The organism is Streptomyces sp. cg40, assembly GCF_050320165.1.
Classification (GTDB): Bacteria; Actinomycetota; Actinomycetes; order Streptomycetales; family Streptomycetaceae; genus Streptomyces; species Streptomyces hokutonensis.
This window is the reverse complement of the sequence record NZ_CP190128.1, coordinates 1135941-1161274: the sequence shown is the minus strand read 5'-3', so window position 1 is coordinate 1161274 and position 25334 is coordinate 1135941. Positions and strand designations below refer to the sequence as shown.

Sequence of the window (25334 nt, the reverse complement as noted above, 5' to 3'; positions counted from 1 at the left end):
CCAGAGCCGGAAGGCTGTCAGCTGCCGGTGCCGGTCCGGCCCCAGTCCGGGCCCGCCCGCTCCCAGGCCCGGTCCCAACGCGCGTACCTGCGGCGGACCATGCGCCACAGCACGAACCGTCGGCCGCTGTCGACGAGCCCGGCGGTCAGCAGCGCCGCACCGAACCCGGCGAGCACGGCGTGCGTCGTCGCCGTGGCCGAGTCCAGCGGGCGGGCCACTATGTGCCCCTGCTGGTCCGTCCAGAGTCTGAAGTGGTCGCCCGTGTGCGGGGTGTTGAGGCTCGCCATCACCGCGCCGTGCTGGACGGTGCCGTCCGGCGCGGTCCAGTCGGCGAGGACCCGGGTGCGGACGTCCCGCGCGGTGGCCGAGTCGGGGTCGGGGTCGATCTCGGCACCCTTGAGCTTCTTGACCACCGTGGCCGTCACGGCGTGCCGGTCCGCGCGCTGCTCGCGCACCGACCGCTGAAGGCTGTCCTGCGCGACGGCGCCGACGAGCGAACCGATCAAGGGCGCGGCGACCAGGACCAGCAGCAGGACCACGAGGGCCAGCCAGGCCTCGACCAGATCGGTCGCGCGACGCAGCGGATTGCGCCGCCAGCGCCACAGGCCCCTGATTGCTCCCACCGTCCCGCACCCCCTTCCCGCTCCGTGATAACTCCTGGGAGAGCCGTTCACGTGAGAGGAGCGTCGAAGAGAGAGCGAAATCACCTCTCCCCGGGCCTCTCATGAACTTCTCACGGGATCTCAACGACCGGGCCCACGGGCAGGGTTCCCGCCCCGGACCTCCAACGGTGGATCTTCGTCTACGCGAGAATCCGGACCGGATCGCCGACGCGGATCGTGCCGGTGGACAGGGGCACCAGGTTCTGCCCGAAGATGAGCCTGCCGCCGATACGGCGGTGTCGGGCCAGGGTGCGCAGCGGCTCCTTGCCGCGCTCGGCGGTGTCCTGGTCGGTGGTGGTCACGACGCAGCGCCCGCACAGCTTCGCGATCCGGAAAGTGACCTCGCCGATCGCGAGACGCGACCAGTCGTCCTCGGCCCAGGCGGCCGTACCCGCCACGACCGCGTTGGGCCGGAACCGGTTCATGGGCAGCGGCCCCTCGGCGGGGTGATCACCTTGCGCGACAAGGGAGTTGAGGGCGTCGAGAGAAGCCTCGGAGGTCAGCAGCAGTGGATAGCCGTCGGCGAAGCCGACCGTCTCACCGGGAAGTCCGTAGTCGGGGTCGACGGGGCGGCGCGTTGCAGGATCGTCCATGTGGACGAGACGGACCCCGAACCCCAGATACGCGCCGCACCACATGTGCGCGGCCTCCGGGGCCGGCACCGCGTCCACCTTGGTACCGAAGATCTCCGTCGCCACGGTGGTGACCGGCTCCGGAACGGGCACGGTCAGCGGGTCCAGGCCGGGCGCGGACAGACGGACACCGCCGCCGGGCAGAAGCTCGGCGGCGGCCAGTGCGAGACGCGGGTGCTCGCGTTGCGTGACGACCTTTCCCCCGTCGTCGATCAGCGCCCAGTGTCGGTCACCGGCCAGCCCCCAAGGCTCCACCTGAGCCTCCCGGGGAGAGAAGCCCCGGAGCGCCTTGACCGGATGAACGTGGATCGACCGCAGCTCCGCATTCCCCATCACTCCATCGTGCCAGGCGGCACCGACAGCGCAGGGTGCGGATCAGTAACCGCGGTACTGCTGGTTGTTGCTGTACGGATCCTGCTGGTAAGGAGCGGGGGCCGGGCGGGGAGCCGCCGGGCGCATCGCCTCGTAGCCGGCCGGAGCCGCCATCGGACGCGGCTGCTGTTGCTGCTGGCCGTAGCCGCGCGGCGGGGCCTGCTGCGGGATGTAGGCGGCGGGCGCCTGCTGCAGCGGCGAGGGCTGCTGCGCCTGCGGGTAGCCGTAGGGGGTCTGCGAGGGACCCGCCGGGAGGGCGGGCAGCGCCGACGGCAGCGCGGGCAGGTTGCTCCCCGGCATGTCGTACGCGGCGGGAACCCGGATCGGGGCGATCTGCGGGGTCCCCCGCTCGGCCACGAGGGAGTCGTAGATCGGAGTGTCCGGGAAGGAGGCGGAGTAGTAGCCGCCGCCATAAGTGGAGCGGGGGGAGGTCATGGCACATAAGTTAAGCCCACGATGTGGTGGTTGGGGAGACCGATTAGAGGGTTGTTTTCCGTGTCGGCAGTGGCATGGGATCCCCAATGCGAGCGAACTTGTCAAAAAAGGGCATGGATCCGTGTTCGGATCGTGTAAAGCCCGAGTTCCCGGCGGGTTACCAGCGGTTGGCCACGGGTGTTGCCGCGCCCCTCATGGGCGTTCGCGGCCCTGAGGAATAGGTTGTGTGCGAGTAGACACCCAATGGGCTGCCGGGGCGTGTCCTGGCACGGTGACACGCGATGGGGGCAGGACATGTCAATGCTGAAAGGATCGAATGTTCCGGTGCCGACGACGGCACTGCGCGTCGAATTGGGGTGGCGGCCCGGCCCCGGAGTCCCCGACGCGGACGCCTCGGCCCTGCTCCTGGTCGACGGGAAGGTCCGCACCGACGCCGACTTCGTCTTCTACAACCAGCCGACGCACTCCTCCGGCGCGGTCCGTCACGAGGGCAAGAACAACGCCGGCGGGCGCATGACCGACACCCTGCTCGTCGACCTCGCGCGCGTGGAGCCCGCCGTGGAGCGCGTCGTCCTCGCCGCCTCCGCCGACGGCGGAACGTTCGGCCAGGTCCCCGATCTGTACATCGAGGTCCGGGACGCCGCGCAGAACACCGTCGTCGCCCGCTTCGACAGCGCGGGCGCGACGGTCGAGACCGCCTTCGTCCTCGGCGAGTTCTACCGCCGCCAGGGCGCCTGGAAGTTCCGGGCCGTCGGCCAGGGCTACGGCACCGGGCTCGAAGGCCTGGCGACCGACTTCGGCATCACCGTGGACGAACCGCAGCAGGCGGCACCGGCCGTCACCATGCCGCCGCCCTCGGGGCCGCCGGTGAACCTGCCCCCGCCGCCCGTGACCGTGGCTCCGCCCGTGCCGATGGCGCCTCCGCCCCCTGCGCCCCCGATGCCGCCCACCGCCCCCGTCCGGCTGTCCAAGGTGACGCTCACCAAGGCGGCCCCCTCGGTCTCCCTGACCAAGCAGGGCGGCACGTCGGGCGCCATGCGCGTGAACCTCAACTGGGAGGTGCGCAAGCAGTTCTCGGGCTGGGGCAGCAAACGCGGCCGCGCGGTCGCGATGCATGCGGACCTCGACCTCGACCTGTGCGCCCTGTACGAACTCGCTGACGGCCGCAAAGGCGTCGTCCAGGCCCTCGGCAACGCGTACGGCTCCCTGCACCAGCCCCCGTACATCCACCTCGACGGCGACGACCGCACCGGCGCCTCCGCGAGCGGCGAGAACCTCACGATCAACCTCGACCACATCCGGGACTTCCGGCGCATCCTCGTCTTCGTGACCATCTACGAAGGCGCCCGTTCCTTCGCCGACCTGCACGCCACTGTCACCCTCCAGCCGCAGCACGGCGCCGCGATCGACTTCTCGCTCGACGAGTGCACGGTCCCCTCCACGGTGTGCGCACTCGCCCTGATCACCAACACCGGGGGCGACCTCGTCGTCCAGCGCGAGGCCCGCTACCTCGTCCCGGACCGAGGGGTGAGCCCGCAGCGGACCGTGGACCGTATCTACGGGTGGGGCATGAACTGGACCCCAGGTCGCAAATAGGCCCTCAGCTCTCCTCGCCGACGACGGCATCCGGACGCGCGTAGGTGCGGCCCTTCCAGGCCGCACCGCGCCCCCTGTAGTGCTGCACCGCGGAATCGACCGTCATCAGGAGGTACAGAAACGCGGTGAACGGCAACAGGGGAGCGAGCCACAGCGGCTGCCCGTAGTAGCGGAGCATCGGGACGTACGTGCCCGTCATCACCGCCCACGCGAGCCCGCCGAGAACTGCGGCCCCCGCACTTCCAGCGGCCAGCCCCGTGAACAGGGCCACCGGGGGCACGAGATACACCAGCGCCAACCCCAGGACGGTGCCCAGGAGCAGCAGCGGGTTGTGCCGCAGTTGCGCGTACGCGCTGCGCGAGACCATCCGCCACAGGTCGTGCAGTCGCGGATAGGGGCGCACACTGTCCACCCGCTCGGCTAGCCCCAGCCAGATGTGGCCCCCACCGCCCTTGACGGCACGAGCGAGCGCCACGTCGTCGATCACCGCGTGCCGGATGGCGTCCGGGATCCGCGCCCGCTCCGCCGCATCGGCGCGCAGCAGGACGCAGCCGCCCGCCGCCGCCGCGGTGCGGGCGCCCTTCCGGCCGATCCGGCGGAACGGATACAGCTGCGCGAAGAAGTAGACGAACGCCGGCACCACCAGCCGCTCCCAGGGACTCTCCACGCGCAGCCGGGCCATCAGTGAGACCGCGTCGAAGCCGCCGGTGCGCGCCGCCGCCACCAACTCCCGCAGACTGTCCGGGGCGTGCGCGATGTCCGCGTCCGTCAGCAGCAGATACTCGGGGCCACGCGCGCGTGCCAGCTCGACACCGTGTCGCACGGCCCACAACTTGCCCGTCCAGCTCGCCGGCGGTTCACCGGGGGAGCCCACGGTCAGCGGCAACCCGCCGTGCGTCCGCGCGAGTTCACGGGCCAGCTCTCCAGTGCCGTCCGAACTCCCGTCGTCGACAAGGAAGATCTCCGCCCGCCCCGGATACTCCTGGGCGAGAAGCGACGGCAGGCTCTCCGGCAGTACGGCGGCCTCGTCGCGGGCCGGGACGACCACGCAGACCGACGGCCAGTCCTCCGGGTCGCTGCGGGTCGGCAGTCTGACGTCCGTGCGCCAGAAGAAGCCCTGACAGAGCAGCAGCCACAGCCAGGCGGCGAGTGATACGGCGGCGGTCCACGCGAGGGTGCTCACGGCCGCAGTTTGCCCCAAGGGAGCGGCTCCACAGAGGCCATCGTCTATCGTGACCGGGTGAAGATCGCGCTCATGGACTCGGGAATCGGCCTTCTGGCGGCCACCGCGGCGGTACGACGCGTACGCCCCGACGCGGATCTCGTGCTCTCCCTGGACCCCGACGGCATGCCCTGGGGACCGAGGACTCCGGAGGACCTCACGCGCCGCGCGCTCGCCGTCGCCGAGGCCGCCGCCGCGCACCGGCCCGACGCCCTGATCGTCGGCTGCAACACGGCGACGGTCCACGCCCTGACCGCACTACGCGACCTCCTGGAACCGGGCATCCCGGTCATCGGCACGGTCCCGGCGATCAAGCCGGCCGCCGCCGGCGGCACGCCCTTCGCGATCTGGGCCACGCCCGCCACCACCGGCAGCCCCTACCAGCGCGGCCTCATCGAGGACTTCGCCGAAGGAGTGCCGGTGACGGAGGTCCCCTGCTGGGGACTGGCCGAGGCCGTGGAGCACGCGGACGAGACGGCCATCGACGCCGCCATCGCCGCGGCCGCCGCGCTCACCCCCGACGATGTAACGACCGTCGTCCTGGGCTGCACCCATTACGAGATGGTCGCCGAACGCATCCGCGCCGCCGTCCAGCGCCCGGACCGCCCGCCGCTCGTCCTGCACGGTTCCGCCGACGCGGTCGCCGCCCAGGCGCTGCGCAGGATCGGTGCGCAGCCCGCACCCGAGGCGCCCGCCGACGGCACTCTCACGGTGCTGCTGAGCGGCCGTGAGGGCGCGCTGCCCGCCGAGGCGGCGGCCTACGCGGAAGGCCGGCTGCTGCGGGCCGTCACGCCCGCCCACTGACCGCCGGCGAAGATGCGGACGCTTGCGTCCACCCTGTCGCCGCGCAAAACGGTCACCCTCCGCAACGCGGTACCCGCGCAGCGAAACCTGAGTAGTCTCGTAGGCATGAGGGACCACCCCCGCGACGAAACCTTCCCGCAGACCGAGATCTGGACCGGACGCGCGACCAACCGGTTCCAGTGGCTGCTGGCGCTCGCCGGTGCCGCCTGCATGGCGCTCGGCATCGAGCTGGCCGTGGACTCCGCCTGGGAGTCCGGCATCGCCCCGCTCGCCATGTCCGTCGTCGGGTGCATCGCGGCCGGACTGCTCATGCTGTTCGGCACCCTCGCCTTCGTGCACGTCGCCCTGAAGGTGGACACGGAGACCCTCGAAGTGCGCTGCGGTCACATCGGTGTGCCGCGCCGCCGCATCCCCCTCGCCAGTGTCGCGGGCGCCGAGTTCGCCCCGCACGTCACCCCCCGCCAGTGGGGCGGCTGGGGCTACCGCTGGCGGCCCGAGAAGGGCACCGCCGTCGTCGTACGGCGGGGTGAGGGCATCGTGCTGCGGCTGTGGGACGGGCACACGTTCACCATCACCGTGGACAACGCGGAGGCGGCCGTACGGATCATCACGGACCGGCTGGTGCCGCCCACGCCGGGCGCGGTGCACTGACGTCACCCCCGCCCCTCACGGGGCAAGGCGGTCGCCACGCGCGCGTGCGTCCGGGACGGTGCGTGAGACGTCGTCGGTGATCGGGTGGGCCGTGGCAAGACCGGCCAGGAAACCCGCTCCGGCCGTGACCGTCGTGAAGCTGAGCGCGTTGCCCACCGAGGCGATGATCGCGAGCCCGGTCAGCGCGGCGCCCGCGGTGAGCGCGATCGGCGTGGAGCGCGGAGTGCGCCACAACGCGTGCAGCACCCAGCAGAAGGCCGCCGCCAGCAGGAGCACGCCGACGACCCCCTGCTCGGCCGCCATCTGGAACGGCGCCGAGTGCGGTTTCCCGTCCGGCAGCAGGGCCTCGGCCGCCGCGCCGCTCAGCTCCCCGAAGCGCCCCGGGCCCACCCCCAGGGCGGAATCCTGATGCGCCATGTGCAGGGCGTCCTGCCACAGCTGGACCCGGTGGAGGCTCAGCTGGCCCTCCAGGGACTCGGTGAGCCCGTCCGGCAGTACGTTTCCGGCGATGGCCCAGGTCGCTCCGGTCGCCAGCGCGGCGGCCAGACCGAGGCCCACGACACCGAGACCGCGGAGTCGCATCCGGCCTGCGGCGAACGAGCACAGCACCACCGCCGTACATGTGACGAACCCCGAGACCGAGCCCAGGACGAGCGCGGTGACCGTGATCCCGGCGGCCAGCAGCCGCAGCGCGAGCCGCAGGACCGGGGCCGGGGCTGCCCAGGCAGCGCAGCACGCGCAGCCGACGGCCAGGGTCAGCAGGGCCGCGGTGGCACCGGCGTCGCCGAGCGGGGCGACGAACTGGGGGCCAGGGGCGAGACGCGGTTCGGCCAGCGCCAGACCGAGGCCGGCCAGTGCCCCGGCACAGGGCGCGGCGACCGGCACGAGCGCCCCGGAGATCCGCCCGGACGCGTATCCGGCGGAGACCGCCAGGACCGCGAGCAGTACCCCCTCGGGCCGGCCGTCGTGCATCGCGGCGGTGATCAGCGACCACGCGGCACAGGCCCCGAGTACCGCGACACCCACCGCGTCCGAAACGTTTCGTCTTTCGCTGTCGGCGTCCGGACCGGTCGCCGACGCCATCCCCGTGGAACCCACCCCGCCGCCCCCTGAACCGAGCCCCCCGACCCGTGACCGACCCCGGCCGCCGACCTGGACCAGCCGCACGACAGGGGCTCCGGCACACCGTAACGGCTGATGACCGATTTGTGGACGAGTTGCGCAGGAACGATGCGGCTCCCGGCCTGTTCAGTGCCCCGTGCTGCGATCCGGACCGTGCTGTCGGCCCCAAGGTCAACCGCCGTACACTCCCGGAGTGACCGTCACCGCAACTTCCGTGGACGAGTCGGACCAGCTGGAGCCCCAGGCCGCGCCCGCAGCGCGCCTCGCCCGGCTCGTCCGTCTGGTCCCGGCCGCCGTAGCCGCCCTCTCCGGAGTGCTGCTCTACGTCAGTTTCCCGCCGCGCACGCTGTGGTGGCTGGCGCTGCCCGCCTTCGCCTGTTTCGGGTGGGTGCTGAGAGGCCGCAGCTGGAAGGCGGGCCTCGGCCTCGGCTACCTCTTCGGCCTCGGATTCCTGCTGCCCCTGCTGGTGTGGACCGGCGTCGAGGTCGGCCCCGGGCCCTGGCTGGCGCTGGTCGCGGTCGAGGCGATCTTCGTCGCGCTGGTGGGCGCGGGCATCACCGCGGTGTCGAAACTGCCCGCCTGGCCGCTGTGGGCGGCGGCACTGTGGATCGCCGGAGAAGCGGTACGCGCGCGTGTCCCCTTCCACGGCTTCCCCTGGGGCAAGATCGCGTTCGGCCAGGCGGACGGCGTCTTCCTGCCGCTCGCCGCGGTGGGCGGCACCCCGGTCCTCGGCTTCGCCGTCGTCCTGTGCGGCTTCGGCCTGTACGAGATCGTGCGGCTGGCCCTGGAGACCCGGCGCACCCATGAGGTACGACGGTCCGCCGCGGCCGTGGCCCTGCTGAGCGTGGCCGTACCGGTGGTCGGCGCGGTGGCCGCGCGGTCCCTGGTGAGCGACAAGGCCGAGGACGGCACCACGACCGTCGCGGTCATCCAGGGCAACGTCCCGCGCGCGGGACTGGAGTTCAACGCCCAGCGCCGTGCCGTCCTCGACTACCACGTCAAGGAGACACTGCGGCTGGCCGCGAAGGTCAAGGCCGGCAAGGTCGCGAAGCCCGACGTGGTCCTGTGGCCGGAGAACTCCTCCGACGTCGACCCGTTCGCCGACGCCCAGGCCTATTTCGACATCGACGAGGCCGCGAAGGAGATCGGCGCGCCCATCTCGGTCGGCGGCGTGGTCGAACGGGGCGGCAAGCTCTACAACGAGCAGATCCTCTGGGACCCGGTGAAGGGCCCGACCAGCACCTACGACAAACGGCAGATCCAGCCGTTCGGCGAGTACCTCCCGATGCGCTCGCTCCTCGGGGCCATCAACAAGAACTGGACCAGCATGGTCCGCCAGGACTTCAGCCGGGGCACCAAGCCGGGCGTGTTCACCATGAGCGGCGCCAAGATCGGCCTGGTCACCTGCTACGAGGCGGCCTTCGACTGGGCCGTGCGCTCCGAGGTCACCGACGGCGCCCAGCTGATCTCCGTGCCCAGCAACAACGCGACCTTCGACCGCAGCGAGATGACCTACCAGCAGCTCGCCATGTCCCGGGTCCGCGCGGTCGAGCACAGCCGGACCGTCACGGTCCCGGTGACCAGCGGCGTCAGCGCGATCATCATGCCGGACGGGAAGATCACCCAGAAGACCGGCATGTTCGTGGCCGACTCCCTGGTCCAGAAGGTGCCGCTGCGCTCCTCGGAGACACCGGCCACCAAGCTCGGCATCCTGCCCGAAATGGCCCTTGTCCTCGTCGCCGCGGGCGGCCTCGGCTGGGCGATCGGCGCGGGTCTGCGCCGTCGGCGCACGGGTGACGCGTAGCCGTACGGCTGTCGTACATCCGCCGCACGCGCGGCAGTTCGTGGAGTGGCCATGGACCGTCCCGTTAGGGTCTGACCATGGCTACTCCTGATTTCATTCGTACGATCCGGGAATCCGCCGGGCACCAACTGCTGTGGCTTCCCGGGGTGAGCGCCGTGGTCTTCGACGACGCGGGACGCGTGCTGCTGGGCAAGCGGTCGGACAACCACGAGTGGGCGTTGCCCTCCGGCATTCCCGAGCCCGGTGAGCAGCCCGCGGTGTGCGCGGTGCGCGAGGTGTTCGAGGAGACGGCCGTGGAGTGCGTGGCCGAGCGGGTCGTCATGGTCAAGGCCGGGGGGCCGATCAGTTACCCGAACGGTGACGCCTGCCAGTTCATGGACATCACCCTTCAGTGCCGGGCCGTCGGCGGCGAGGCGGCCGTGAACGACGACGAGTCCCTGGAGGTCGGCTGGTTCGAGCTGGACGCGCTGCCCGAACTCAGCGATCACCAACTGTTCCGGATCAAGCAGACCCTGGCTGACGCACCCACATGGTTCGACACCACGGCTTCTGACTGAAGTATGGGCTCGGCCCATATGTGTTGGGGCCATGGCGCTGCCTAGGCTCGACACATGACCGCGCCCAGTGCCCTCCCGGGGCCCCACCCCACGCCGCTCCTCGGCCTCGATGGCCGGACCGCACTCGTCACCGGTGCCGCCGGCGGTATCGGCAGTGCCTGCACCCTGCGGCTGGCCGCCGCCGGGGCGAAGGTCAGAGCGGTCGACGTGGACGCCCCGGGACTCGCGGCCCTCGCCGAGCAGGCGCGGGACCTGGCGGGCACCGTCGAACCGCACGTACTCGACCTCACCGACCTGGACGCCGCCGAGTTTGCCGCAGCCGGCACGGATGTCCTGGTGAACAACGCGGGGCTGCAACTGGTGCGCCCCATCGAGGAGTTCCCGCCCGACGTCTTCCACACGGTGCTCACCGTGATGCTGGAGGCACCCTTCCGGCTCATCCGTGGGGCCCTGCCCCACATGTACGCGCAGGGGTGGGGCCGGATCGTCAATGTGTCCTCCGTTCATGGGCTGCGTGCCTCCGCCTTCAAGTCCGCGTATGTGGCCGCCAAACACGGTCTGGAGGGACTCTCCAAGACCGCCGCCCTCGAAGGCGCGCCCCATGGCGTCACCTCCAACTGTGTGAACCCCGCCTATGTGCGCACCCCACTGGTCGAGCGGCAACTCGCCGACCAGGCACAGGCGCACGGCATCTCCGAGGAGCGGGTGCTGACCGAGGTGCTTCTGCGGGACAGCGTGGTGAAACGGCTCATCGAGCCGGAGGAGGTCGCCGAGGCCGTCGCCCATCTGTGCGGCCCCCAGGCCTCCTTCATGACCGGCACCTCGCTGGTGCTGGACGGCGGGTGGACCGCGCATTGAACCGCATGGAGCGCCGGCGATTCCGAGTTGTCCACAGGCCCGACCGGCCGGCCCGGCAATGGGGAATCCTGTGAGCATGTCCAGCGATCACGCGCAGTCAGCCGAGCGCTCCACCATCCTCACCGGTGCCGGAGCGCGACCGAGCAGTGCCGAGACGCCGTTCCTGGAGCTGCTGGCCCGGGGCGCGTCCGCCGACGCCTACGAGCAGCCGGTGTTGCTCGCCCGTGCCGAGGGCAGACCGGCCGGGCTGATCGCCGGACTCGAACACGCCAAGTCCCTCGCGCTGCGCGTGCGTTCGGAGCTGGAGGGACGCCGACGGCGCGAGGCCGAGCTGTCCGCGCTCTTCGAGACCGCCCACGATCTCGCCGGCCTGCGCGACCTGGACGCCGTACTGCGGGCGATCGTCCAGCGCGCCCGGTCGCTGCTCGGCACCGACGTCGCCTACCTCAGCCTGAACGACCCGGCCAGGGGCGACACCTACATGCGGGTCACCGAGGGTTCGGTCGCGGCCCGCTTCCAGCAACTGCGCCTGGGCATGGGGGAGGGACTCGGCGGACTCGTGGCCCAGACGGCACGGCCCTATGTCACCGACGACTACTTCAAGGACGACCGCTTTCAGCACACCCTCACCATCGACTCGGGAGTGCGGGACGAGGGGCTGGTGGCGATCCTCGGCGTGCCGCTGATGCTCGGGCACCGCGTGATCGGGGTGCTGTTCGCGGCGGACCGGCGGGCGCGGGTCTTCGAGCGGGAGCAGATCGCGCTGCTCGGCTCCTTCGCCGCGCTCGCCGCAGCGGCCATCGACACCGCGAACCTCCTCACGGAGACCCGTTCGGCGCTCGCGGACCTGGAGCGTGCCAACGAGATCATCCAGGACCGCAGCGCGGTCATCGAGCGCGCCTCGGACATCCACGACCGGCTCGCCGAACTCGTGCTGCGCGGCGGCGGGGTCCACGACGTGGCCGCCGCCGTCTCCCAAGTCCTCGACGGGGTCGTCGAGTTCACCGAAACCGACGCCTCGCCCGCGAAAGCACTGGAGACATCCCGTGCGGAAGGGCACGCCATCCGGAACCAGGACGACTGGATCGCCGCCGTCGCCGCCGGGGACGAGCTGCTCGGCGCCCTGGTGCTGCGCGGCCACCCTGGACTCGACCCCGTCGACCAGCGCACCCTGGAGCGCGCCGCCATGGTCACCTCCCTGCTCCTGCTCGCCCGGCGGTCGGCGGCCGAGGCTGAACAGCGCGTCCGCGGGGAGCTGTTGGACGACCTGCTCGACGCCCGGGACCGCGACCCGGTCCTGCTGCGGGACCGCGCGTCCCGGCTGCGCGCCGACCTCGACGCCATCCATGTCGTTCTCGCCGCCCGCCTCGACAGCCCGGCGGGCGACGCCGACCAGGAGGCCGCCGCCCGCAGACGGCTGTGGTCCGCCGCCTCGCATCTCGCCGGAACCCGGCACGGCCTGGCCGCCGCACGCGACGGCGGCACCGTCCTCCTGCTGCCCCTCGACTCCGGCGACACCGCCACGGACCTGGCCCGGCGCACCGCCGCCCACCTGGGAGCGGCGGTCCACGAAGAGGTCACCGTCGGCGCCTCCGGGCCCGTCGAGAAACCCGCCGCGGCTCCGGACGCCGTGGTCGCCGCCTACCAGGAGGCCCTACGGTGCCTCGACGCCCTGCGTTTCCTGGGCCGTTGTGGCGACGGCGCCGCCGCCGAGGACTTCGGCTTCCTCGGACTGCTCCTCGCCGGGGACCGCGACATCGGCGGCTTCGTCGAGCGGACCATCGGCCCGGTCACGCGGTACGACGAGCGTCGCGGCACCGATCTGCTGCGCACCCTCGACGCGTACTTCGCCTGCGGGATGAGCCCGGCCCGCACGAAGGACGACCTGCACGTCCACGTCAACACCGTGGCCCAGCGACTGGAACGCGTGGGCAGACTGCTCGGCGAGGACTGGCAGGACCCCGCCCGCGCCCTGGAGATCCAACTCGCCCTGAGGCTGAGGCGGTTGGCGGCGACTCCGGGGCGGAACCGTCACACGGAGGAGGCCTTGCGGCCCCGGAGCGCGACGAGGGCCAGCAGTGCCGAGACGAGTGCCGCGCTGCCGCAGACGACGAAACCGATCGAGTAGCCGTGGCCGAGGGCGTCCAGGGCGAGGGGGTGCAGGTCGGCCAGTTTCGGGGAAGCCGCCGAGGCGCCGTTCACCGCGAGCGGGCCGCCCTCCTCCAGTACGGCCGTGCCCGCGCCCTTCAGTGCCTGGGGCAGGGCGGAGTTGTCGAGGGAGTCGGTGAAGCTGCTCGCCGCGCGGCTCAGGGCGACCGCGCCGATGACGGCCGGGCCGAGGGTGAATCCGAAGTCGCGCAGCAGGTTGGTGGTGGCGCTCGCCATGCCCGCCAGGTGGGTCGGCACGGTGTTCACGGCCGTCGCCGTGATCGACGAGACGGTGATCGCGAAGCCCAGGCCGACCAGACCGAGGGGGAGGACCAGTGAGGTGAAGGCGGTGTCGGTGATCGGGAGTGTGGCTGCCCAGTAGTCGCCCGCCGCGATCAACAGCAGCCCGGTGCCCAGGAGCAGTCCGGGGGCGACGGTTCGCAGCAGGCGTTCCGTCAGCGGCAGCATCGCCAGGGTGATGCCGTTGAGGAGGACGAACGCCAGGCCCGTGCGCATGGGTGCCTGGTCCTGCACCGGGCCGAGCCGGATGCTCACGGAATAGGCGGTGCCGAGGAAGGCGAACATACCCACCACGGCCACGACCGAGGCGACGGCGAAGGCACGGTTGCGGAACAGGTCCAGGCGCAGGAGCGGTGACTTGGCGTGCTTCTCGGCCAGTACGAAGGCGGCGAGGAACACGGCCGCCAGGACGAAGGCGATGACGATCGAGGGCGAGGCCCAACCGTCCGTCGGGCCCTGGATGATGGCGTAGAGCAGGGCGAACAGGCCCAGGCCGATGGTGACCTGTCCCGCGATGTCGAGTGAACGGCCCTCGGGAGCACTGGAGTTGACGGCGAACAGGGCGCTGACCGCGACGCTCGCCACGGCGACGGCGGTGACCACGACGAAGGACCAGCGCCAGGAGCCGTAGGTCGCCGTGACGCCGCCGAGCAGCGGAGCGATGAACCCGCCGGTGGAGAGCAGGGCCGCCCACATCGCGATGACGCGGGCCCGTTGCGCGGGTGAGGTGGTGCCGGCGGCCAGGATGGCCAGCGAGGTAGGGAACAGGGCGGCGGCGCCCAGCCCCGCCAGGGCCTGTCCGGTCCAGAGCTGGTGCACGCCGGAGGAGGTGGCGCTGACCAGCTCGCCCACGGCCAGCAGCGCGGCGCCGCCGACCAGCAGCCGCTTGCGGCCGAAGAGGTCGCCGAGCAGGCCGAAGGTCAGTTCCAGTACGGCGACCGGGAGCAGGAACGCGTCGGAGATCCAGGTGAGTTGGGAGCCGACCGGATGCAGGTCGGACTGGAACAGCCCGTTGAGGGTGGCCGGTATCGCCAGGCCGATCTGCGCGAGGCAGACGGCGAGGAGACCGGCGACCAGGGTGCCGGTGGTCAGGCCGGGGCCGGTGGCGGTTCTGGTGGAGGGTTCGGTCGGTTCGGTCGTCATTGACACGGAGGGCTCCTGATACGTGCAGGACGGGCGGGGACGGTAGGGAGATGCGGGCGGGGGTTTCGGTGTCAGCGCGTGCCGGTCAGGCGACTCGGCCGGTAGTCGGTGAAGGCCGCGCCGTCGAGGCCCAACTCATCGGCGGTGCGCTGGAGTCGGGCGGCGGAGGCGGCGTCGTCCCAGTGCCCGGTGTCCAGTCGGTGTTCCACCGCGTGCAGACCGGCGACCAATTCGGCGGTGGTGAAGTTGCAGTGGCTCTGACGGGCCACGTAGGCCTGGCGCAGGAGCGCGGAGTCACCGGCCGCGCGGATTCGCCCGGCGAAGGCCGACTCCTGTTCCACGGGAACCAGTTGGTCGGCGGTTGTGTGGATGTCCAGCAGCGGTACGGCCAGGCCCTGTCCGGCGGTCGAGGTCCGCTCCAGACGGGCCACCGCGACCGGGTCGGCCGTGATGTCCGCCCCGCGGGTGAGGCGGTTCAGATCGGTGCGCAGGTCGAGCCCGGCGTCGCGGTAGAGCGCCTCGACCTGCTTCGCGTGGGCGGAACCGCGCAGCAGCCCGGCGTAGTCGACGCCCTTGTTCCAGGACGTGTTGCCGCCGGCCGACTGCTCCACCGACCAGCGCGCCGGGACGATGAACCCCAGCAGCCCCTGAGCCAGCCACGCGTACTGCTGCTGCTCCTGGCCCGCGAAGTCCCCGCGCGCGGGCGGCTGTTGGCCGGGTGCCCAGTCGGCCAGGTTGAGATAGGCGGCGGCCAGGGCGATCCGGGCGCGTCCCGCCGGAGTCCGCTGCGCCGCTTCCACTGCCTCGGTGAGCCGGTCGGCGAGGGCGCCGCCGTCGGCCTGGCTGTCCAGGTTCACCAGGGCGTCGGCGTCGGCCGGGTCGAATAACGTGGCCAGGGTGTACTCCGCGTCCAGCTGGTAGTTGTCCAGGTCGACACCGCCCGCGACCAGGCCGCACAGCCCGAGCGCACCGTCGACGCGTCCGGCGCCGTCCCGGGCGATCTCCGCGTTGACCAGGCCGCCCATGGACTGACCCACCGAGATGACCCGGGTCGGGGTGCCGACCTGTCGGCGGAACGCGGTGAGCGCGGCGAACTGGTCCCGCTCGGCCGAGTCGAGCGCCCACATCGAGCCGTTCGGGTCGTAGGAGGAGCCGGCGAGGGCGTAACCGGCGGCCAGCAGGGCCTGGGCCACCGCGGGCGACGGGGCGTCGGCAGCGGTCGTGGGGCCGAAGCCGTGGCTGAACAGGAGCAGGGTGCCGTTCCAGTGGTCGGGTGTGTCCGCGATCCAGGTGGCGCCGTCGGTCAGCGTGCCGGAGTAGTGGGCGGTGGTGGCCTGGGCGCTGGTCACCGGGCCGATCAGGGCGGTTGCGAGGGCGGTCGCGCAGGCTGCGGCGAGGGTCGAGAAACGGGGTCGGGGCATGACGGCGGCTCCGCGGGTCGAGTGGGGACCCAGGCCGTGTCCGCGGAGCCCGCCCTTGGGGCGGACGGCGGGACTTCGCGGACACGACCTGGTGGGGGAGCGGGCGGGTGAGCCAAGCGGGAAGAGCGCTGCGAATGTAGGGCTCTTTTTTCATTGCCGTCAAGAGACTGACCAATAAAGAGGCGGACGGGTGCGCACGGGGACGCGCCGGATTCCGTGCGAGCCGGGATCAGCCCAGCGTCAGGGTGTCCAGCAGACGCGTGGCGGCGCGTGCCGCCGGGCGCTCCCAGCGGCTGGCCAGACCGCGGAAGACGGTCTCCGCCTGGGCGGCCGGCCAGTCCGCGGGCAGGTGCTCGGCGGGCAGGTGCGGGTCCCGTCGTACGAGGTCCAACCAGTCGGTGTGCAGCAGGAGTTGGCCCGCGAGTTCGTCGCCGGAGGCCGCCGCGGGCAGCGGGTCGGTGCGGTCCCAGCGCTCCAGGAACGCCCGGTAACGCGCGCCGATGGCGGGCACGTCGAAGGCCTGCTCAAGCACCTCGCGGACGTCGGTCGGCGACTCCACCTCCGCCCGGAACACCCGCAGATACGGCTCCAGGCCGAGGCCCGCCACCATCTCGCGGACGTCGACGGGCGCCGGGGCCACCCACAGGCCGTTCTGTAGAGGGCCGAAGCCCGCCCAGATCAACCGGGAGCGCAGATCGTGCCGTTCGCGGCTCCACGCCTCGGGCAGCGAGAAACCGACCATCGTCCAGCGGCCGTCCCAGTCCCGGTTCACCGCGCCGGTGCGCCAGATGCGGTCGCGGCCGTCCGTCAGTACCTGCACGGCGTGCGGTGTCAGTCCGAAATAGGTCTTGCGGCCCTGGCGGCTGCGCTCCAGCAGATCGCGTTTGACCATGCGGTTCAGGGTGGTCCGCACCGCCTCCTCGGTGCTGCCGACCCTGCCGAGTGCGGCGATCACGCTGCCCGACGACACGGCGACGGGCCGCCCCAGCACATGGGCGCCGAAGAAGGTCAGCATGAGGGACTGGGTGCGCGGTTCGGGGCCGCTCTCGGCGGCGGGTCCGGCGGCGACATCGACACTGGTCACCGGCACAGCGTAGGCCCGGGGTGGGTGCGCGGTGCCGTTGGGTCATGAACTGTGTCATGTCTGTAACGGCAGTTTGCGGTGTGACGAACGATGATGTTGTCGGCCCGAGGCCGTCAGAAGGCGAAGGCTTCTGTGAGGCGCAGGTTGTAGCCGTCCTCCTCCATCAGGACCACCGTGACGCCGAACGGGGAGGGGTGGTCCAGATCGAGGGGAGTGAAGGCGTAGTCGACCGCGGCCTGCACGGGCGGGACCAGCTTGGCGTCGGGTTGGGGAGCCGGGGCCGGCTGCCACTCCGGTGCGGCCGATGCCGGGTCCTCGGCGTAGGGGAACTGGTGGAGCGTGTGGCCGTCCTTCGTGGCGTGCACCATGTTGAGGCAGGGCGCCGGGCCGTCGGCGGGAAGTTCGCAGACGGTCGCCACGTCATGGGTCTCCCAGGCGAGGATGATCTCGTCGGCGCCGGCCGCCGCAGCGATGTTCGAGAGCGACGCGATCGCGGTGAGGGCGTCCCGGCCGGGCTCGACCGGGCGCAGCCAGATCAGCCCGACCAACTCGCCCCGTACGAGCGGCATGATGACCGGGCGGGGCACGGCACCCTCACTGAGACCCGCGACGTACGCGCTCTTCATCGACTTGGTCAGCGCGTCGAACGTACGCGTGTCCATGAACTCCCCATCCGCAGCGGCTGTGTGGCGTCCATTCTGCCCTTGCCGCGGAGTGCGGGAGGTCGCTCCTGGGAGTGAAAGGGGCCCCGGCTGGACGGGGGAGACCAGCCGGGGCCACACATCCTGGAGAACGGTCGACCGGCCCGGGTTGTTCCCGACCTCAGTCGAGATAGTCGGCGATCAGGATCGCGAACTCCTCGGGGGTGGCGAGCCGGATGCCGAGCGATTCGGCCTTGGCGCGCTTCGACCCCGCGTTGGCGCCCGCGACGACCAGGGTGGTCTTCTTGGAGACGCTGGAGGAGGAGCGGCCACCGGCACGTTCGACGAGTTCGTTCATCTCGTTGCGGCTCAGCTTCTCCAGCGGGCCGGTCATCGCACCGGTGACGACCACCGCCATCCCGGCCAGCGGACCGTCCGCCGTGGCCGCATCCGTGCTCGTACCCGCAGCCGCATCAGTGTCCGGCGCGCCGTCGGCCCCGGCATCGTCCGTCACGGGTGCGGGCGGCGTCGCGCCGGGTTCGGTCATGTTGACCCCGGCGGCGGCCAACTTGTCGATGAGCGGAGCCAGTTCGACGAGTTCGGCGACGATCGAGGGGGCCTTCTCCGTGCCGATGCCCTCGACCCGCTGCATCGACTCGGCGTCGGCGGCGCGGATGTTGTCCATGGTGGCGAAGTACCGGGCGATACGGCGGGACATGGACCGGCCGGTGCCGCGCACCCCGAGCGCGCACAGCACCCGGGACAGTGGCTGCCCCTTGGCCGTGACGATCGCGGCGAGGAGGTTGTCCGTGCTGGTCTCGCCCATCCTTTCCAGGCCCAGGAGTTGCTCGCGGGTCAGGGCGAACACGTCGGCGAGATCGGCTACCAGGCCCGCTTCGACGAGCTGGACCACGCGGGTGTGGCCCAGGCCCTCGATGTCGAGCTGGTCGCGGCCGGCGGCGTAGGACAGGGCGGCGACCAGATGGCAGTTGCGGCCCTGTTCGCAGCGCCAGCGCAGTTCGCTGGTGTCGATGCCGGAACCGCAGCGCGGGCACACCTCGGGGAAGACGATGGGCTGTTCCTCACCGGTCCGCAGATGCGCGACGGGCGCCTCGACGCGGGGGATGACATCGCCGGCCCGGTGGACCATGACGTGGTCGCCCAGACGCAGGTCGCGGCGGGTGATGTCGCCGGGGTTGTGGAGGGTGGCGTAGGTGATGGTGGCCCCGTCGATCTCCACCGGTTCCAGGACGGCGCGCGGGGCGATGATGCCGGTGCGGCCCACGTTCCACTCCACCTCCAGCAGCCGGGTGATCTTCTCCACCGCCGGGAGCTTGTAGGCGATCGCCCAGCGCGGGGCCCGCGAGCCCGATCCGGCGGCCCGCTGGTCGGCGGCGAGGTCGGCCTTGATGACGATCCCGTCGATCCCGAACGGCAGCCCGGCCCGCAGCGCGGCGATATCCCGCACCCGGGTCAGTACCTCCTCGACCGTGTCGGCGGTGATGCCGGGCACGGGGGTGGTGGCGGTGGTGTTGATGCCCAACTCGGCCGTCCGGGACATGAGTTCGCTGTGCGCGAGCTCGCCCAGCCGCTCGGCGAGCCCCGCCTCCGTGCCGGCCAGCGGCAGCAGGCCGTAGCCGAAGAACGTCATCGGCACGGTGTAGGCACGCTCCTTGGCGCGCAGCGTGCCCGCCGAGGCGCCGCGCGGGTTGGCGAACGGCTGTCCGTCGTGCGCCGTGCGCACCTCGTTGGCGTGCTCGAACTGGGCGGTGGTCATGAGGACTTCGCCGCGCACCTCGACGGTGACAGGCTCGGTCAGCTCGGCGGGCAGGCCCTCGATGGTGCCGATCGCGTGGGACACGTCCTCCCCGGCCGTCCCGTCGCCGCGCGTGATGAGCCTGGTGAGGCGGCCGTCGACGTAGCGGGCGGCGATCGCCAGGCCGTCGAGCTTCGGCTCGACGCTGAACCGCGTGACCTCGTGGTCGGTTCTTCGGGCCAGCGAGACGGTCCACGCGGTGAACTCCTCGGGGGAGAACACATTGTCCAGGCTCAGCATCGCCACCGTGTGCGGGACGTCGCCCTCGACCGCGCCGCCGGCGACCTTTCCGGACGGGGAGTCGGGCAGCACCTGATCGGTATGGTCGGCCTCCCACGCGGCGATGCCGCGCACCAGCCGGTCGTAGGAGTCGTCGTCCAGCACCGAGGTGCCGCCGGTGTAGTAGGCGGCCGAAGCCTTCACCGCGTCCTCGACCGCCTGCGCGTAGCCGGCGGCATCCACGATCACTGCAGCTGGTGTAGTCATGACGTTCATCCTGCCTGCCACCACTGACAATGCCCCGGGCGCGAGCGTGCGGGCCGCCCGCGCGTTGGCCCGGCGGGGGTCGGTGGGCTAAGGTGGATCTTGAGCTGGTCACCGCAACTCCGGTCGTCCGGCGCTGCGTTGGTGGTCCAAGGAAAGACGTCCCGCTTCCTGCGGGGAGATGCAGGTGCAAGGCCTGCCCGGCGCTCAAGGAGAAGGGGGCTTGTCCCGCACGGTGTGCGGGACAAGCCCCCTTTCGATGTCCGGGGCTCCGGATTGCGGCTCACTCCTCCGGCTCGGACGTGCGCTGGAGGTCGGCCCGGCCCTCGGCGGCGCGGATGAAGCGGGTCATGCCGAACTGGCTCGTGCCCGAGGTGGCCTGGGGCACGCCGGCCGTCGTGTCGCCGGAGCGGGGCGCGGACGGCAGGACGTAGGGGCGGCGGAGCACCTCGTCCAGGTTCGCGCCTCTCCGACGCATTTCCTCTCGCGCTGGTCCCGTCAACTGCCGACCGCGCGACCTGGTCGTACTGCCCTGATCGCCCCGCTCCGACAGCCACCCACTCCGAGGACCCGCCATGCCCGCTCCACCGCCCCCCTCAGCCCGTCCCGCCGCCGACGGCGGTGCCCGCCCGGGTGGCGCGCCCGCCGAACTGGCCGCGGTGTGGGCGGTGTTCAGGGGAATGTACGCGGGCTGCACCGCGGGCGACCGGGAGCGCATCGACTCCTTCCTCGACCCCGAGGCCACCATCTGGGACTCGGCGACCCGCGAACTCATCCGTGGCAGAACGGAGTTGAACCGGGTCCGGGACGGCCGCCCCACTTCCGAGGACGGCCCCGAGGAGACCGGCCTCACGGCCTACGACCAAGTCGTTGACGTCTTCGGGGACTTGGCGTTGGCCCGCTACTGGCTGCGGGTCGACTACCGTGCGCCGCCGCCGGAAATGGCCCGCATCACGGCGGTCCTGCGGCGGACGAACTGGCCCGCATCACCGCGGTTCTGCGGCGGACCGGTCCCGACGGACGCCGGCTCCTCGTGCATCCGCACGAGGACATCCACGGGCAACTGGCGGCCGATGGCGGCCAGTTGGCCTGACGTCGGTGATCGCACCCCTAGGATGTCGGGTCGGAGCCCGGCCGCGTCGACCTCACAGTGGATGCGGTGATCGTCGGGTCCGCTCAAGGAGGACATGTTCCGTGCTTTCGCTCGATGGCTCCGACCCCTCGCACATAGGCCGCTACCGTCTGGTCGGCAGACTCGGCGAAGGCGGGATGGGGAAGGTGTACCTCGCCCGGTCGCCCGGTGGCCGTCCCACCGCCGTGAAGGTGATCAACGACCACCTCCGGCACGACGAGCACGCCCTGAGCCGGTTCCGCCGCGAGGTGGAGACCCTGGGTACGGTCCGCAGCGCGTACACCGCCTCGCTCATCGACGCGGAGCTGGACACACCGCCGTACTGGCTGGCCACCGAGTACGTGCCGGGGCCCACGCTGCACGCCGCCGTCGTGAGCGACGGACCGCTCCCCGCGGACCTGGCCCGGGTCATGCTGGCCGCCCTCGCGGAGGGGCTGGACGCCATCCATGTGCGGGGTGTGTGGCACCGGGACCTCAAGCCGCACAACGTCATCCTCTCCGCCACCGGCCCGCAGCTCATCGACTTCGGCATCGCCAGGTCCACCGACGCGTCCAACCTCACGCAGGCCGGCAGCGCGATGGGCAGTCCCGGCTACATCGCGCCGGAGACCTTCACCGGCGGCCGGACCGGTCCGGAGGCGGACGTGTTCGCCCTCGGGGCCACCCTGGCGTTCGCCGTCACCGGCCGACCGCCTTACGGGGACGGGCCGTTCGCGGCCGTGTCCTACCGATCGGTGCACGGGGAGATCGACCTGAAGGGCGTGGACCCCGGCGTCGCCGAACTGATCGAGGCCTGCGTGCGCAGCGATCCCGCGCAGCGCCCCACCCCGCAGCGCATCATCGAACTCGCCCGCGCCGAGGCCGACCTCGTCCACCATCCCGCCTATCAACGCGCCCTCGCCGTCGGCTCGTTGACGGACCGTGAGCGTGCCGCGACCGTCGCCGACCTCGGGGCCGGCGCGGGCTCCGTCGCCCCGGACGCGCTGACGGCCACCCTGGACAGTGCCCGGCAGCACCACGCCGTCACGCTCCTCGCACCCGAGGCGGGCCTCGACACCCCCGCGCCGGGCACCTACGGTCCCTACCCGCCGGCCCAGGCGGACGGTGGCGGGATCCGACGCGGGCGCCGTGTGGTGTGGGCCGCAGTCGGCGCGGTCTCGCTGGTCGCCGTCACCGCCTCACTGCTGGTGTCGCACGCCTTCCAGGACAAGGACTCCGCCTCCGGTCACGCCTCACCGTCCGCGAGTTCGAGCAGATCCACCGACACATCGGCATCGGCCACACCGTCGGCGAGCGGAGCGTCGGCGTCACCTTCCGCTTCCGGCACGGGTGCGGCCGGCCTGCCCGACGCCGTGGTGGTGAAGCCGCCCTTCACCTTCGACCCCGGGAAGGTCGTGGAGACCGTCCGCTCCAGGCTGATCATGCAGACGGACGGCAATCTGGTGCTCTACGACCAGGACGGCACCGCGCATTGGGCCAGTCAGACCTCGGGCGAGGGGAACACGGCGGTGTTCCAGGCGGACGGCAACCTGGTGGTCTACAACGCCCAGTCGCAGCCGGTGTGGGCCAGCAACACAGGGGGCACCGCCGGGGCGACCCTTAAGGTGCTGGAGGACGGCAACATGGTCATCGCGACCGACGGCGGCGTCGTATGGCAGACCAACACCGCCCATTGACAGCGCGGTTGATCCGAGGGCTCAGGGGATCCGCGCGACCGCCGCGTAGATCCCGCTGCCCTCCGGGGTCTCGCCCGGCGTCGGAGGATTCCACTCCGTCGCCGTCACCAGGCCGGGCTCCACCAGGTCGAGGCCGTCGAAGAAGCGGGTGACCTCCGGGCGGGTGCGGAAGCCGAGCTTGATGCCGCCCTTGGCGTACTCGGCGGTGACCTGCGCCGCCAGTTCGGGGTAGAGGTCGGACGCGGCGTGCGACAGGACCAGATGGCTGCCGGACGGCATGGTGGCGACGAGGTCGCGGACGATGCCGTGGGCGTCCTGCTCGTCCGGGATGAAGTGCATCAGCGCGATCAGCGAGAGGGCGATCGGGCGGTCGAAGTCCAGGACGTGGCGGGCGTGTTCGACGATCGCCTCGGGCTGTCGTACGTCGGCCTGGATGTAGTCGGTGACCCCGTCGGGGTGGCTGATCAGCAGGGCCTCGGCATGGCGCAGGACGATCGGATCGTTGTCGGTGTAGACGACCTTCGCGGCCGGTACGGTCCGCTGCACGATCTGGTGCAGGTTGGGCGCGGTGGGGATGCCGGTGCCGATGTCCAGGAACTGGTCGATGCCTTGGCCGGCCAGCCAGGTCGCCGCGCGGTGCATGAACTGACGGTTCTGCCGGGCCGCGTCCTTCGCCTCGGGCGGCAGTTTCTCCCCCACGGTCTCGTCGACCGGGTAGTTGTCCTTGCCGCCCAGCAGCCAGTCGTAGACCCGCGCGGGGTGTGCCTTGCCGGTGTCGATCTGCGGGGCCGACTGAGGGTCGGTCGTCATGGCGACTCCATCGTGCCGAGTGGACGGATCGGGACGAGCTCTTGATCATCGTACTCGGGACGGTCATGTGGCCTGTGGGGGAGGGGAGTTGGGCCCGCCGGGCCGGTCACCGGCATGGCGCCCCTCGAACGTCACCGCTCCCGCAGGTCCTTGACGCGGCGGATCTTGCCCACCGAGCGCTCCAGCGTCTCGGGGTCGACGATCTCCACGTCCACGGTCACGCCCACGCCGTCCTTGACGCCCTTGCAGATCGCCGCGGCCGCGGCCGTCCGCTGCTCGGGGGCGGCGCCGGGGCGGGCCTCGGCGCGGACCGTCATGTGGTCCATCCGGCCGCGCCGGGTCAGCTGGATCGTGAAGTGCGGGGCGACGGCGGGGGTGCGCAGGATGATCTCCTCGATCTGGCTGGGGAAGACGTTCACCCCGCGCAGGATGATCATGTCGTCGCTGCGGCCGGTGATCTTCTCGATCCGCCGGAACGCAGGGCGGGCGGTGCCGGGGAGCAGCCGGGTGAGGTCGCGGGTGCGGTAGCGGATGATCGGCAGCGCCTCCTTGGTGAGGGAGGTGAAGACGAGCTCGCCGCTGTCGCCGTCGGGGAGCACCTCGTCGGTGAACGGGTCGACGACCTCCGGGAAGAAGTGGTCCTCCCACACATGGAGGCCGTCCTTGGTCTCCACGCACTCCTGCGCCACACCGGGGCCGATCACCTCCGACAGGCCGTAGATGTCGACCGCGTGGATGTCCATGCGCTCCTCGATCTCGCGGCGCATCTCCTCCGTCCACGGCTCGGCGCCGAAGATGCCCACCTTGAGGGAGCTGGTGCGCGGGTCGATGCCCTGGCGCTCGAACTCGTCGAGGAGGGTCAGCATGTAGGACGGGGTGACCATGATGATCTCGGGCTCGAAGTCCTGGATGATCTGCACCTGGCGGGCGGTCATGCCGCCCGAGGCGGGGATCACCGTGCAGCCCGCGCGCTCGGCGCCGTAGTGGGCGCCCAGACCGCCGGTGAACAACCCGTAGCCGTACGACACATGGACCTTGTGACCGGGACGGCCGCCGGCCGCGCGGATCGAACGGGCCACCACGTCCGCCCACATGGAGAGGTCGTTCTCCGTGTAGCCGACGACCGTGGGGCGGCCGGTGGTGCCGCTGGAGGCGTGTACGCGGCGGACCTGGTCCATGGGGACGGCGAACATGCCGAAGGGGTACGTCTCCCGCAGGTCGGCCTTGGTGGTGAAGGGGAACCGGGACAGATCCTCAAGGGTGCGGCAGTCGTCGGGTTTGACCCTGGCCTCGTCGAACTTGCGGTGGTACAGCTCCACGTTGTCGTAGGCGTGCCGCAACGTGGCCTGGAGCAGGCCGAGTTGGTGTGCGCGCAGCTCCTCGCGGGTGAGGCGCTCGGCGGTGTCCAGCAGCGCTTCCGGCAGCGGTTCGCCCAGGCGCGGGCTCGCGGCCACCGGGGCCTTCGGGTCGCTGCTCATGGAGACTCCTTCGTCCTCGTGCTGTCGATGCTGCGGCTCCGTCCCCGGAACTCCGCGATCACCCGGTCGCCGCGCACCACGCTCACGTCGTAGATGCCACTGCGGCCGAACCGGGTGCGCTCCGTCGCGGTCGCCACCAGGACGTCGCCCTCGTGCGCCGGGGCCACGAAGTCGATGTCGGCCGCGGCGGCCACGGTCACCGGGCCGTGGCTGTTGCAGGCACACGCGAAGGCGGAGTCGGCGAACAGGAACAGATAGCCGCCGTGAGCCATCCCGTATCCGTTGACCATGGCCGGGGTCACGGTCATCCGCAGCACAGCCGTCCCCTCGCCGTGCTCGACGAGCTCGATACCGAGCGCCCGGGAGGCCTCGTCCGCGGCGAACATCTTCTCCGTGGGACCGGAGGCCGTGTTCATGGCCTGCGTCATTTTCCACCACCTTGTGGACCGACCGAACATTCGGTTAGCGTGCGGCACGGCCAAGTAAT

At 71.5% G+C, this 25334-nt stretch carries 23 protein-coding genes; 9 read left to right on the top strand and 14 right to left on the bottom strand.

Features of this window, described 5'->3' with window-relative positions; genetic code table 11:
• Positions 1–17 precede the first annotated feature (17 nt).
• The 3 genes from ACQHII_RS05135 to ACQHII_RS05125 all read right to left on the bottom strand — a co-directional run bounded on the left by ACQHII_RS05135 (position 18) and on the right by ACQHII_RS05125 (position 2101).
• On the bottom strand, positions 18–623 hold the full coding sequence (locus ACQHII_RS05135) for an Rv1733c family protein (RefSeq protein WP_427918081.1): 606 nt from the start codon (positions 621–623) through the stop codon (positions 18–20).
• Between the two features lie 179 nt (positions 624–802).
• Positions 803–1627 (bottom strand): MOSC domain-containing protein, encoded by an 825-nt coding sequence (locus tag ACQHII_RS05130; RefSeq protein ID WP_427918080.1) that lies wholly within the window; start codon positions 1625–1627, stop codon positions 803–805.
• Positions 1628–1669: 42 nt separating this feature from the next.
• On the bottom strand, positions 1670–2101 hold the full coding sequence (locus ACQHII_RS05125; protein WP_019075119.1) for a DUF6643 family protein: 432 nt from the start codon (positions 2099–2101) through the stop codon (positions 1670–1672).
• 300 nt (positions 2102–2401) lie between these two features.
• Between ACQHII_RS05125 and ACQHII_RS05120 the strand changes: the two genes are divergently transcribed.
• Positions 2402–3697 (top strand): TerD family protein, encoded by a 1296-nt coding sequence (locus ACQHII_RS05120; protein WP_427918079.1) that lies wholly within the window; start codon positions 2402–2404, stop codon positions 3695–3697.
• 4 nt (positions 3698–3701) lie between these two features.
• Here the strand turns inward: ACQHII_RS05120 and ACQHII_RS05115 are convergent, their stop codons facing one another.
• A complete protein-coding gene (locus tag ACQHII_RS05115) occupies positions 3702–4880 on the bottom strand; it encodes a glycosyltransferase (RefSeq protein WP_427918078.1) in 1179 nt (392 codons plus the stop codon).
• Positions 4881–4937: 57 nt separating this feature from the next.
• On the opposite strand from ACQHII_RS05115, the gene ACQHII_RS05110 reads away from it, so the two are divergent.
• Together ACQHII_RS05110 and ACQHII_RS05105 are read left to right on the top strand one after the other, a co-directional pair.
• The gene (locus ACQHII_RS05110; RefSeq protein WP_427918077.1) at positions 4938–5723 is read left to right on the top strand and encodes a glutamate racemase; all 786 of its coding nucleotides are present in this window, start codon (positions 4938–4940) and stop codon (positions 5721–5723) included.
• 105 nt (positions 5724–5828) lie between these two features.
• A complete protein-coding gene (locus ACQHII_RS05105; protein WP_427918076.1) occupies positions 5829–6374 on the top strand; it encodes a hypothetical protein in 546 nt (181 codons plus the stop codon).
• 15 nt (positions 6375–6389) lie between these two features.
• On the opposite strand, the gene ACQHII_RS05100 is transcribed toward ACQHII_RS05105, so the two are convergent.
• Complete coding sequence (locus tag ACQHII_RS05100) at positions 6390–7457, bottom strand: O-antigen ligase family protein (protein ID WP_427925231.1); 1068 nt, start codon at positions 7455–7457, stop codon at positions 6390–6392.
• A gap of 232 nt (positions 7458–7689) precedes the next feature.
• Between ACQHII_RS05100 and lnt the strand changes: the two genes are divergently transcribed.
• The 4 genes from lnt to ACQHII_RS05080 all read left to right on the top strand — a co-directional run bounded on the left by lnt (position 7690) and on the right by ACQHII_RS05080 (position 12843).
• On the top strand, positions 7690–9300 hold the full coding sequence (gene lnt / locus ACQHII_RS05095) for an apolipoprotein N-acyltransferase (protein WP_427918075.1): 1611 nt from the start codon (positions 7690–7692) through the stop codon (positions 9298–9300).
• A gap of 77 nt (positions 9301–9377) precedes the next feature.
• Entirely contained in the window at positions 9378–9857 is a 480-nt protein-coding gene (locus ACQHII_RS05090; RefSeq protein WP_427918074.1) for an NUDIX hydrolase, read from the top strand.
• A gap of 54 nt (positions 9858–9911) precedes the next feature.
• Complete coding sequence (locus tag ACQHII_RS05085) at positions 9912–10715, top strand: 3-hydroxybutyrate dehydrogenase (protein ID WP_427918073.1); 804 nt, start codon at positions 9912–9914, stop codon at positions 10713–10715.
• A gap of 76 nt (positions 10716–10791) precedes the next feature.
• Positions 10792–12843, top strand: coding sequence for a helix-turn-helix domain-containing protein (locus tag ACQHII_RS05080; RefSeq protein ID WP_427918072.1), 2052 nt, complete (start codon positions 10792–10794; stop codon positions 12841–12843).
• On the opposite strand, the gene ACQHII_RS05075 is transcribed toward ACQHII_RS05080, so the two are convergent.
• The 6 genes from ACQHII_RS05075 to ACQHII_RS05050 form a co-directional block, all read right to left on the bottom strand.
• Entirely contained in the window at positions 12747–14306 is a 1560-nt protein-coding gene (locus ACQHII_RS05075; RefSeq protein WP_427918071.1) for an MFS transporter, read from the bottom strand. The genes ACQHII_RS05080 and ACQHII_RS05075 overlap by 97 nt on opposite strands.
• 71 nt (positions 14307–14377) lie before the next feature.
• Positions 14378–15727: an alpha/beta hydrolase gene (locus ACQHII_RS05070; protein WP_427918070.1), complete on the bottom strand. Its 1350-nt coding sequence runs from the start codon at positions 15725–15727 to the stop codon at positions 14378–14380.
• Positions 15728–15956: 229 nt separating this feature from the next.
• A complete protein-coding gene (locus ACQHII_RS05065) occupies positions 15957–16817 on the bottom strand; it encodes a PaaX family transcriptional regulator (RefSeq protein ID WP_427918069.1) in 861 nt (286 codons plus the stop codon).
• A gap of 107 nt (positions 16818–16924) precedes the next feature.
• Positions 16925–17473, bottom strand: coding sequence for a hypothetical protein (locus tag ACQHII_RS05060; protein WP_427918068.1), 549 nt, complete (start codon positions 17471–17473; stop codon positions 16925–16927).
• A gap of 160 nt (positions 17474–17633) precedes the next feature.
• Positions 17634–19754, bottom strand: coding sequence for an NAD-dependent DNA ligase LigA (gene ligA / locus ACQHII_RS05055; protein ID WP_427918067.1), 2121 nt, complete (start codon positions 19752–19754; stop codon positions 17634–17636).
• Between the two features lie 280 nt (positions 19755–20034).
• The gene (locus ACQHII_RS05050) at positions 20035–20229 is read right to left on the bottom strand and encodes a hypothetical protein (RefSeq protein ID WP_427918066.1); all 195 of its coding nucleotides are present in this window, start codon (positions 20227–20229) and stop codon (positions 20035–20037) included.
• Between the two features lie 97 nt (positions 20230–20326).
• Between ACQHII_RS05050 and ACQHII_RS05045 the strand changes: the two genes are divergently transcribed.
• Together ACQHII_RS05045 and ACQHII_RS05040 are read left to right on the top strand one after the other, a co-directional pair.
• Positions 20327–20914 (top strand): hypothetical protein, encoded by a 588-nt coding sequence (locus ACQHII_RS05045; RefSeq protein ID WP_427918065.1) that lies wholly within the window; start codon positions 20327–20329, stop codon positions 20912–20914.
• Positions 20915–20945: 31 nt separating this feature from the next.
• Positions 20946–22559 (top strand): protein kinase domain-containing protein, encoded by a 1614-nt coding sequence (locus ACQHII_RS05040; protein WP_427918064.1) that lies wholly within the window; start codon positions 20946–20948, stop codon positions 22557–22559.
• Between the two features lie 21 nt (positions 22560–22580).
• Here the strand turns inward: ACQHII_RS05040 and ACQHII_RS05035 are convergent, their stop codons facing one another.
• The 3 genes from ACQHII_RS05035 to paaI all read right to left on the bottom strand — a co-directional run bounded on the left by ACQHII_RS05035 (position 22581) and on the right by paaI (position 25275).
• Complete coding sequence (locus tag ACQHII_RS05035; protein WP_427918063.1) at positions 22581–23369, bottom strand: SAM-dependent methyltransferase; 789 nt, start codon at positions 23367–23369, stop codon at positions 22581–22583.
• A gap of 131 nt (positions 23370–23500) precedes the next feature.
• Positions 23501–24847, bottom strand: coding sequence for a phenylacetate--CoA ligase PaaK (gene paaK, locus ACQHII_RS05030; protein ID WP_427918062.1), 1347 nt, complete (start codon positions 24845–24847; stop codon positions 23501–23503).
• Complete coding sequence (gene paaI, locus ACQHII_RS05025) at positions 24844–25275, bottom strand: hydroxyphenylacetyl-CoA thioesterase PaaI (protein WP_427918061.1); 432 nt, start codon at positions 25273–25275, stop codon at positions 24844–24846. Before paaI ends, paaK begins: the two co-directional genes overlap by 4 nt.
• Positions 25276–25334: the final 59 nt, after the last annotated feature.

Excerpts from the sequence above, each read along its gene's own strand:
- ACQHII_RS05130 (WP_427918080.1), bottom strand. The coding sequence starts at position 1,627 with ATGGGGAATGCGGAGCTGCGGTCGATCCACGTTCATCCGGTCAAGGCG.
- ACQHII_RS05125 (WP_019075119.1), bottom strand. The coding sequence starts at position 2,101 with ATGACCTCCCCCCGCTCCACTTATGGCGGCGGCTACTACTCCGCCTCC.
- ACQHII_RS05120 (WP_427918079.1), top strand. The coding sequence starts at position 2,402 with ATGCTGAAAGGATCGAATGTTCCGGTGCCGACGACGGCACTGCGCGTC.
- ACQHII_RS05105 (WP_427918076.1), top strand. The coding sequence starts at position 5,829 with ATGAGGGACCACCCCCGCGACGAAACCTTCCCGCAGACCGAGATCTGG.
- ACQHII_RS05100 (WP_427925231.1), bottom strand. The coding sequence starts at position 7,457 with ATGGCGTCGGCGACCGGTCCGGACGCCGACAGCGAAAGACGAAACGTT.
- ACQHII_RS05090 (WP_427918074.1), top strand. The coding sequence starts at position 9,378 with ATGGCTACTCCTGATTTCATTCGTACGATCCGGGAATCCGCCGGGCAC.
- ACQHII_RS05085 (WP_427918073.1), top strand. The coding sequence starts at position 9,912 with ATGACCGCGCCCAGTGCCCTCCCGGGGCCCCACCCCACGCCGCTCCTC.
- ACQHII_RS05080 (WP_427918072.1), top strand. The coding sequence starts at position 10,792 with ATGTCCAGCGATCACGCGCAGTCAGCCGAGCGCTCCACCATCCTCACC.
- ACQHII_RS05075 (WP_427918071.1), bottom strand. The coding sequence starts at position 14,306 with ATGACGACCGAACCGACCGAACCCTCCACCAGAACCGCCACCGGCCCC.
- ACQHII_RS05070 (WP_427918070.1), bottom strand. The coding sequence starts at position 15,727 with ATGCCCCGACCCCGTTTCTCGACCCTCGCCGCAGCCTGCGCGACCGCC.
- ACQHII_RS05060 (WP_427918068.1), bottom strand. The coding sequence starts at position 17,473 with ATGGACACGCGTACGTTCGACGCGCTGACCAAGTCGATGAAGAGCGCG.
- ligA (WP_427918067.1), bottom strand. The coding sequence starts at position 19,754 with ATGACTACACCAGCTGCAGTGATCGTGGATGCCGCCGGCTACGCGCAG.
- ACQHII_RS05050 (WP_427918066.1), bottom strand. The coding sequence starts at position 20,229 with ATGCGTCGGAGAGGCGCGAACCTGGACGAGGTGCTCCGCCGCCCCTAC.
- ACQHII_RS05045 (WP_427918065.1), top strand. The coding sequence starts at position 20,327 with ATGCCCGCTCCACCGCCCCCCTCAGCCCGTCCCGCCGCCGACGGCGGT.
- ACQHII_RS05035 (WP_427918063.1), bottom strand. The coding sequence starts at position 23,369 with ATGACGACCGACCCTCAGTCGGCCCCGCAGATCGACACCGGCAAGGCA.
- paaK (WP_427918062.1), bottom strand. The coding sequence starts at position 24,847 with ATGAGCAGCGACCCGAAGGCCCCGGTGGCCGCGAGCCCGCGCCTGGGC.
- paaI (WP_427918061.1), bottom strand. The coding sequence starts at position 25,275 with ATGACGCAGGCCATGAACACGGCCTCCGGTCCCACGGAGAAGATGTTC.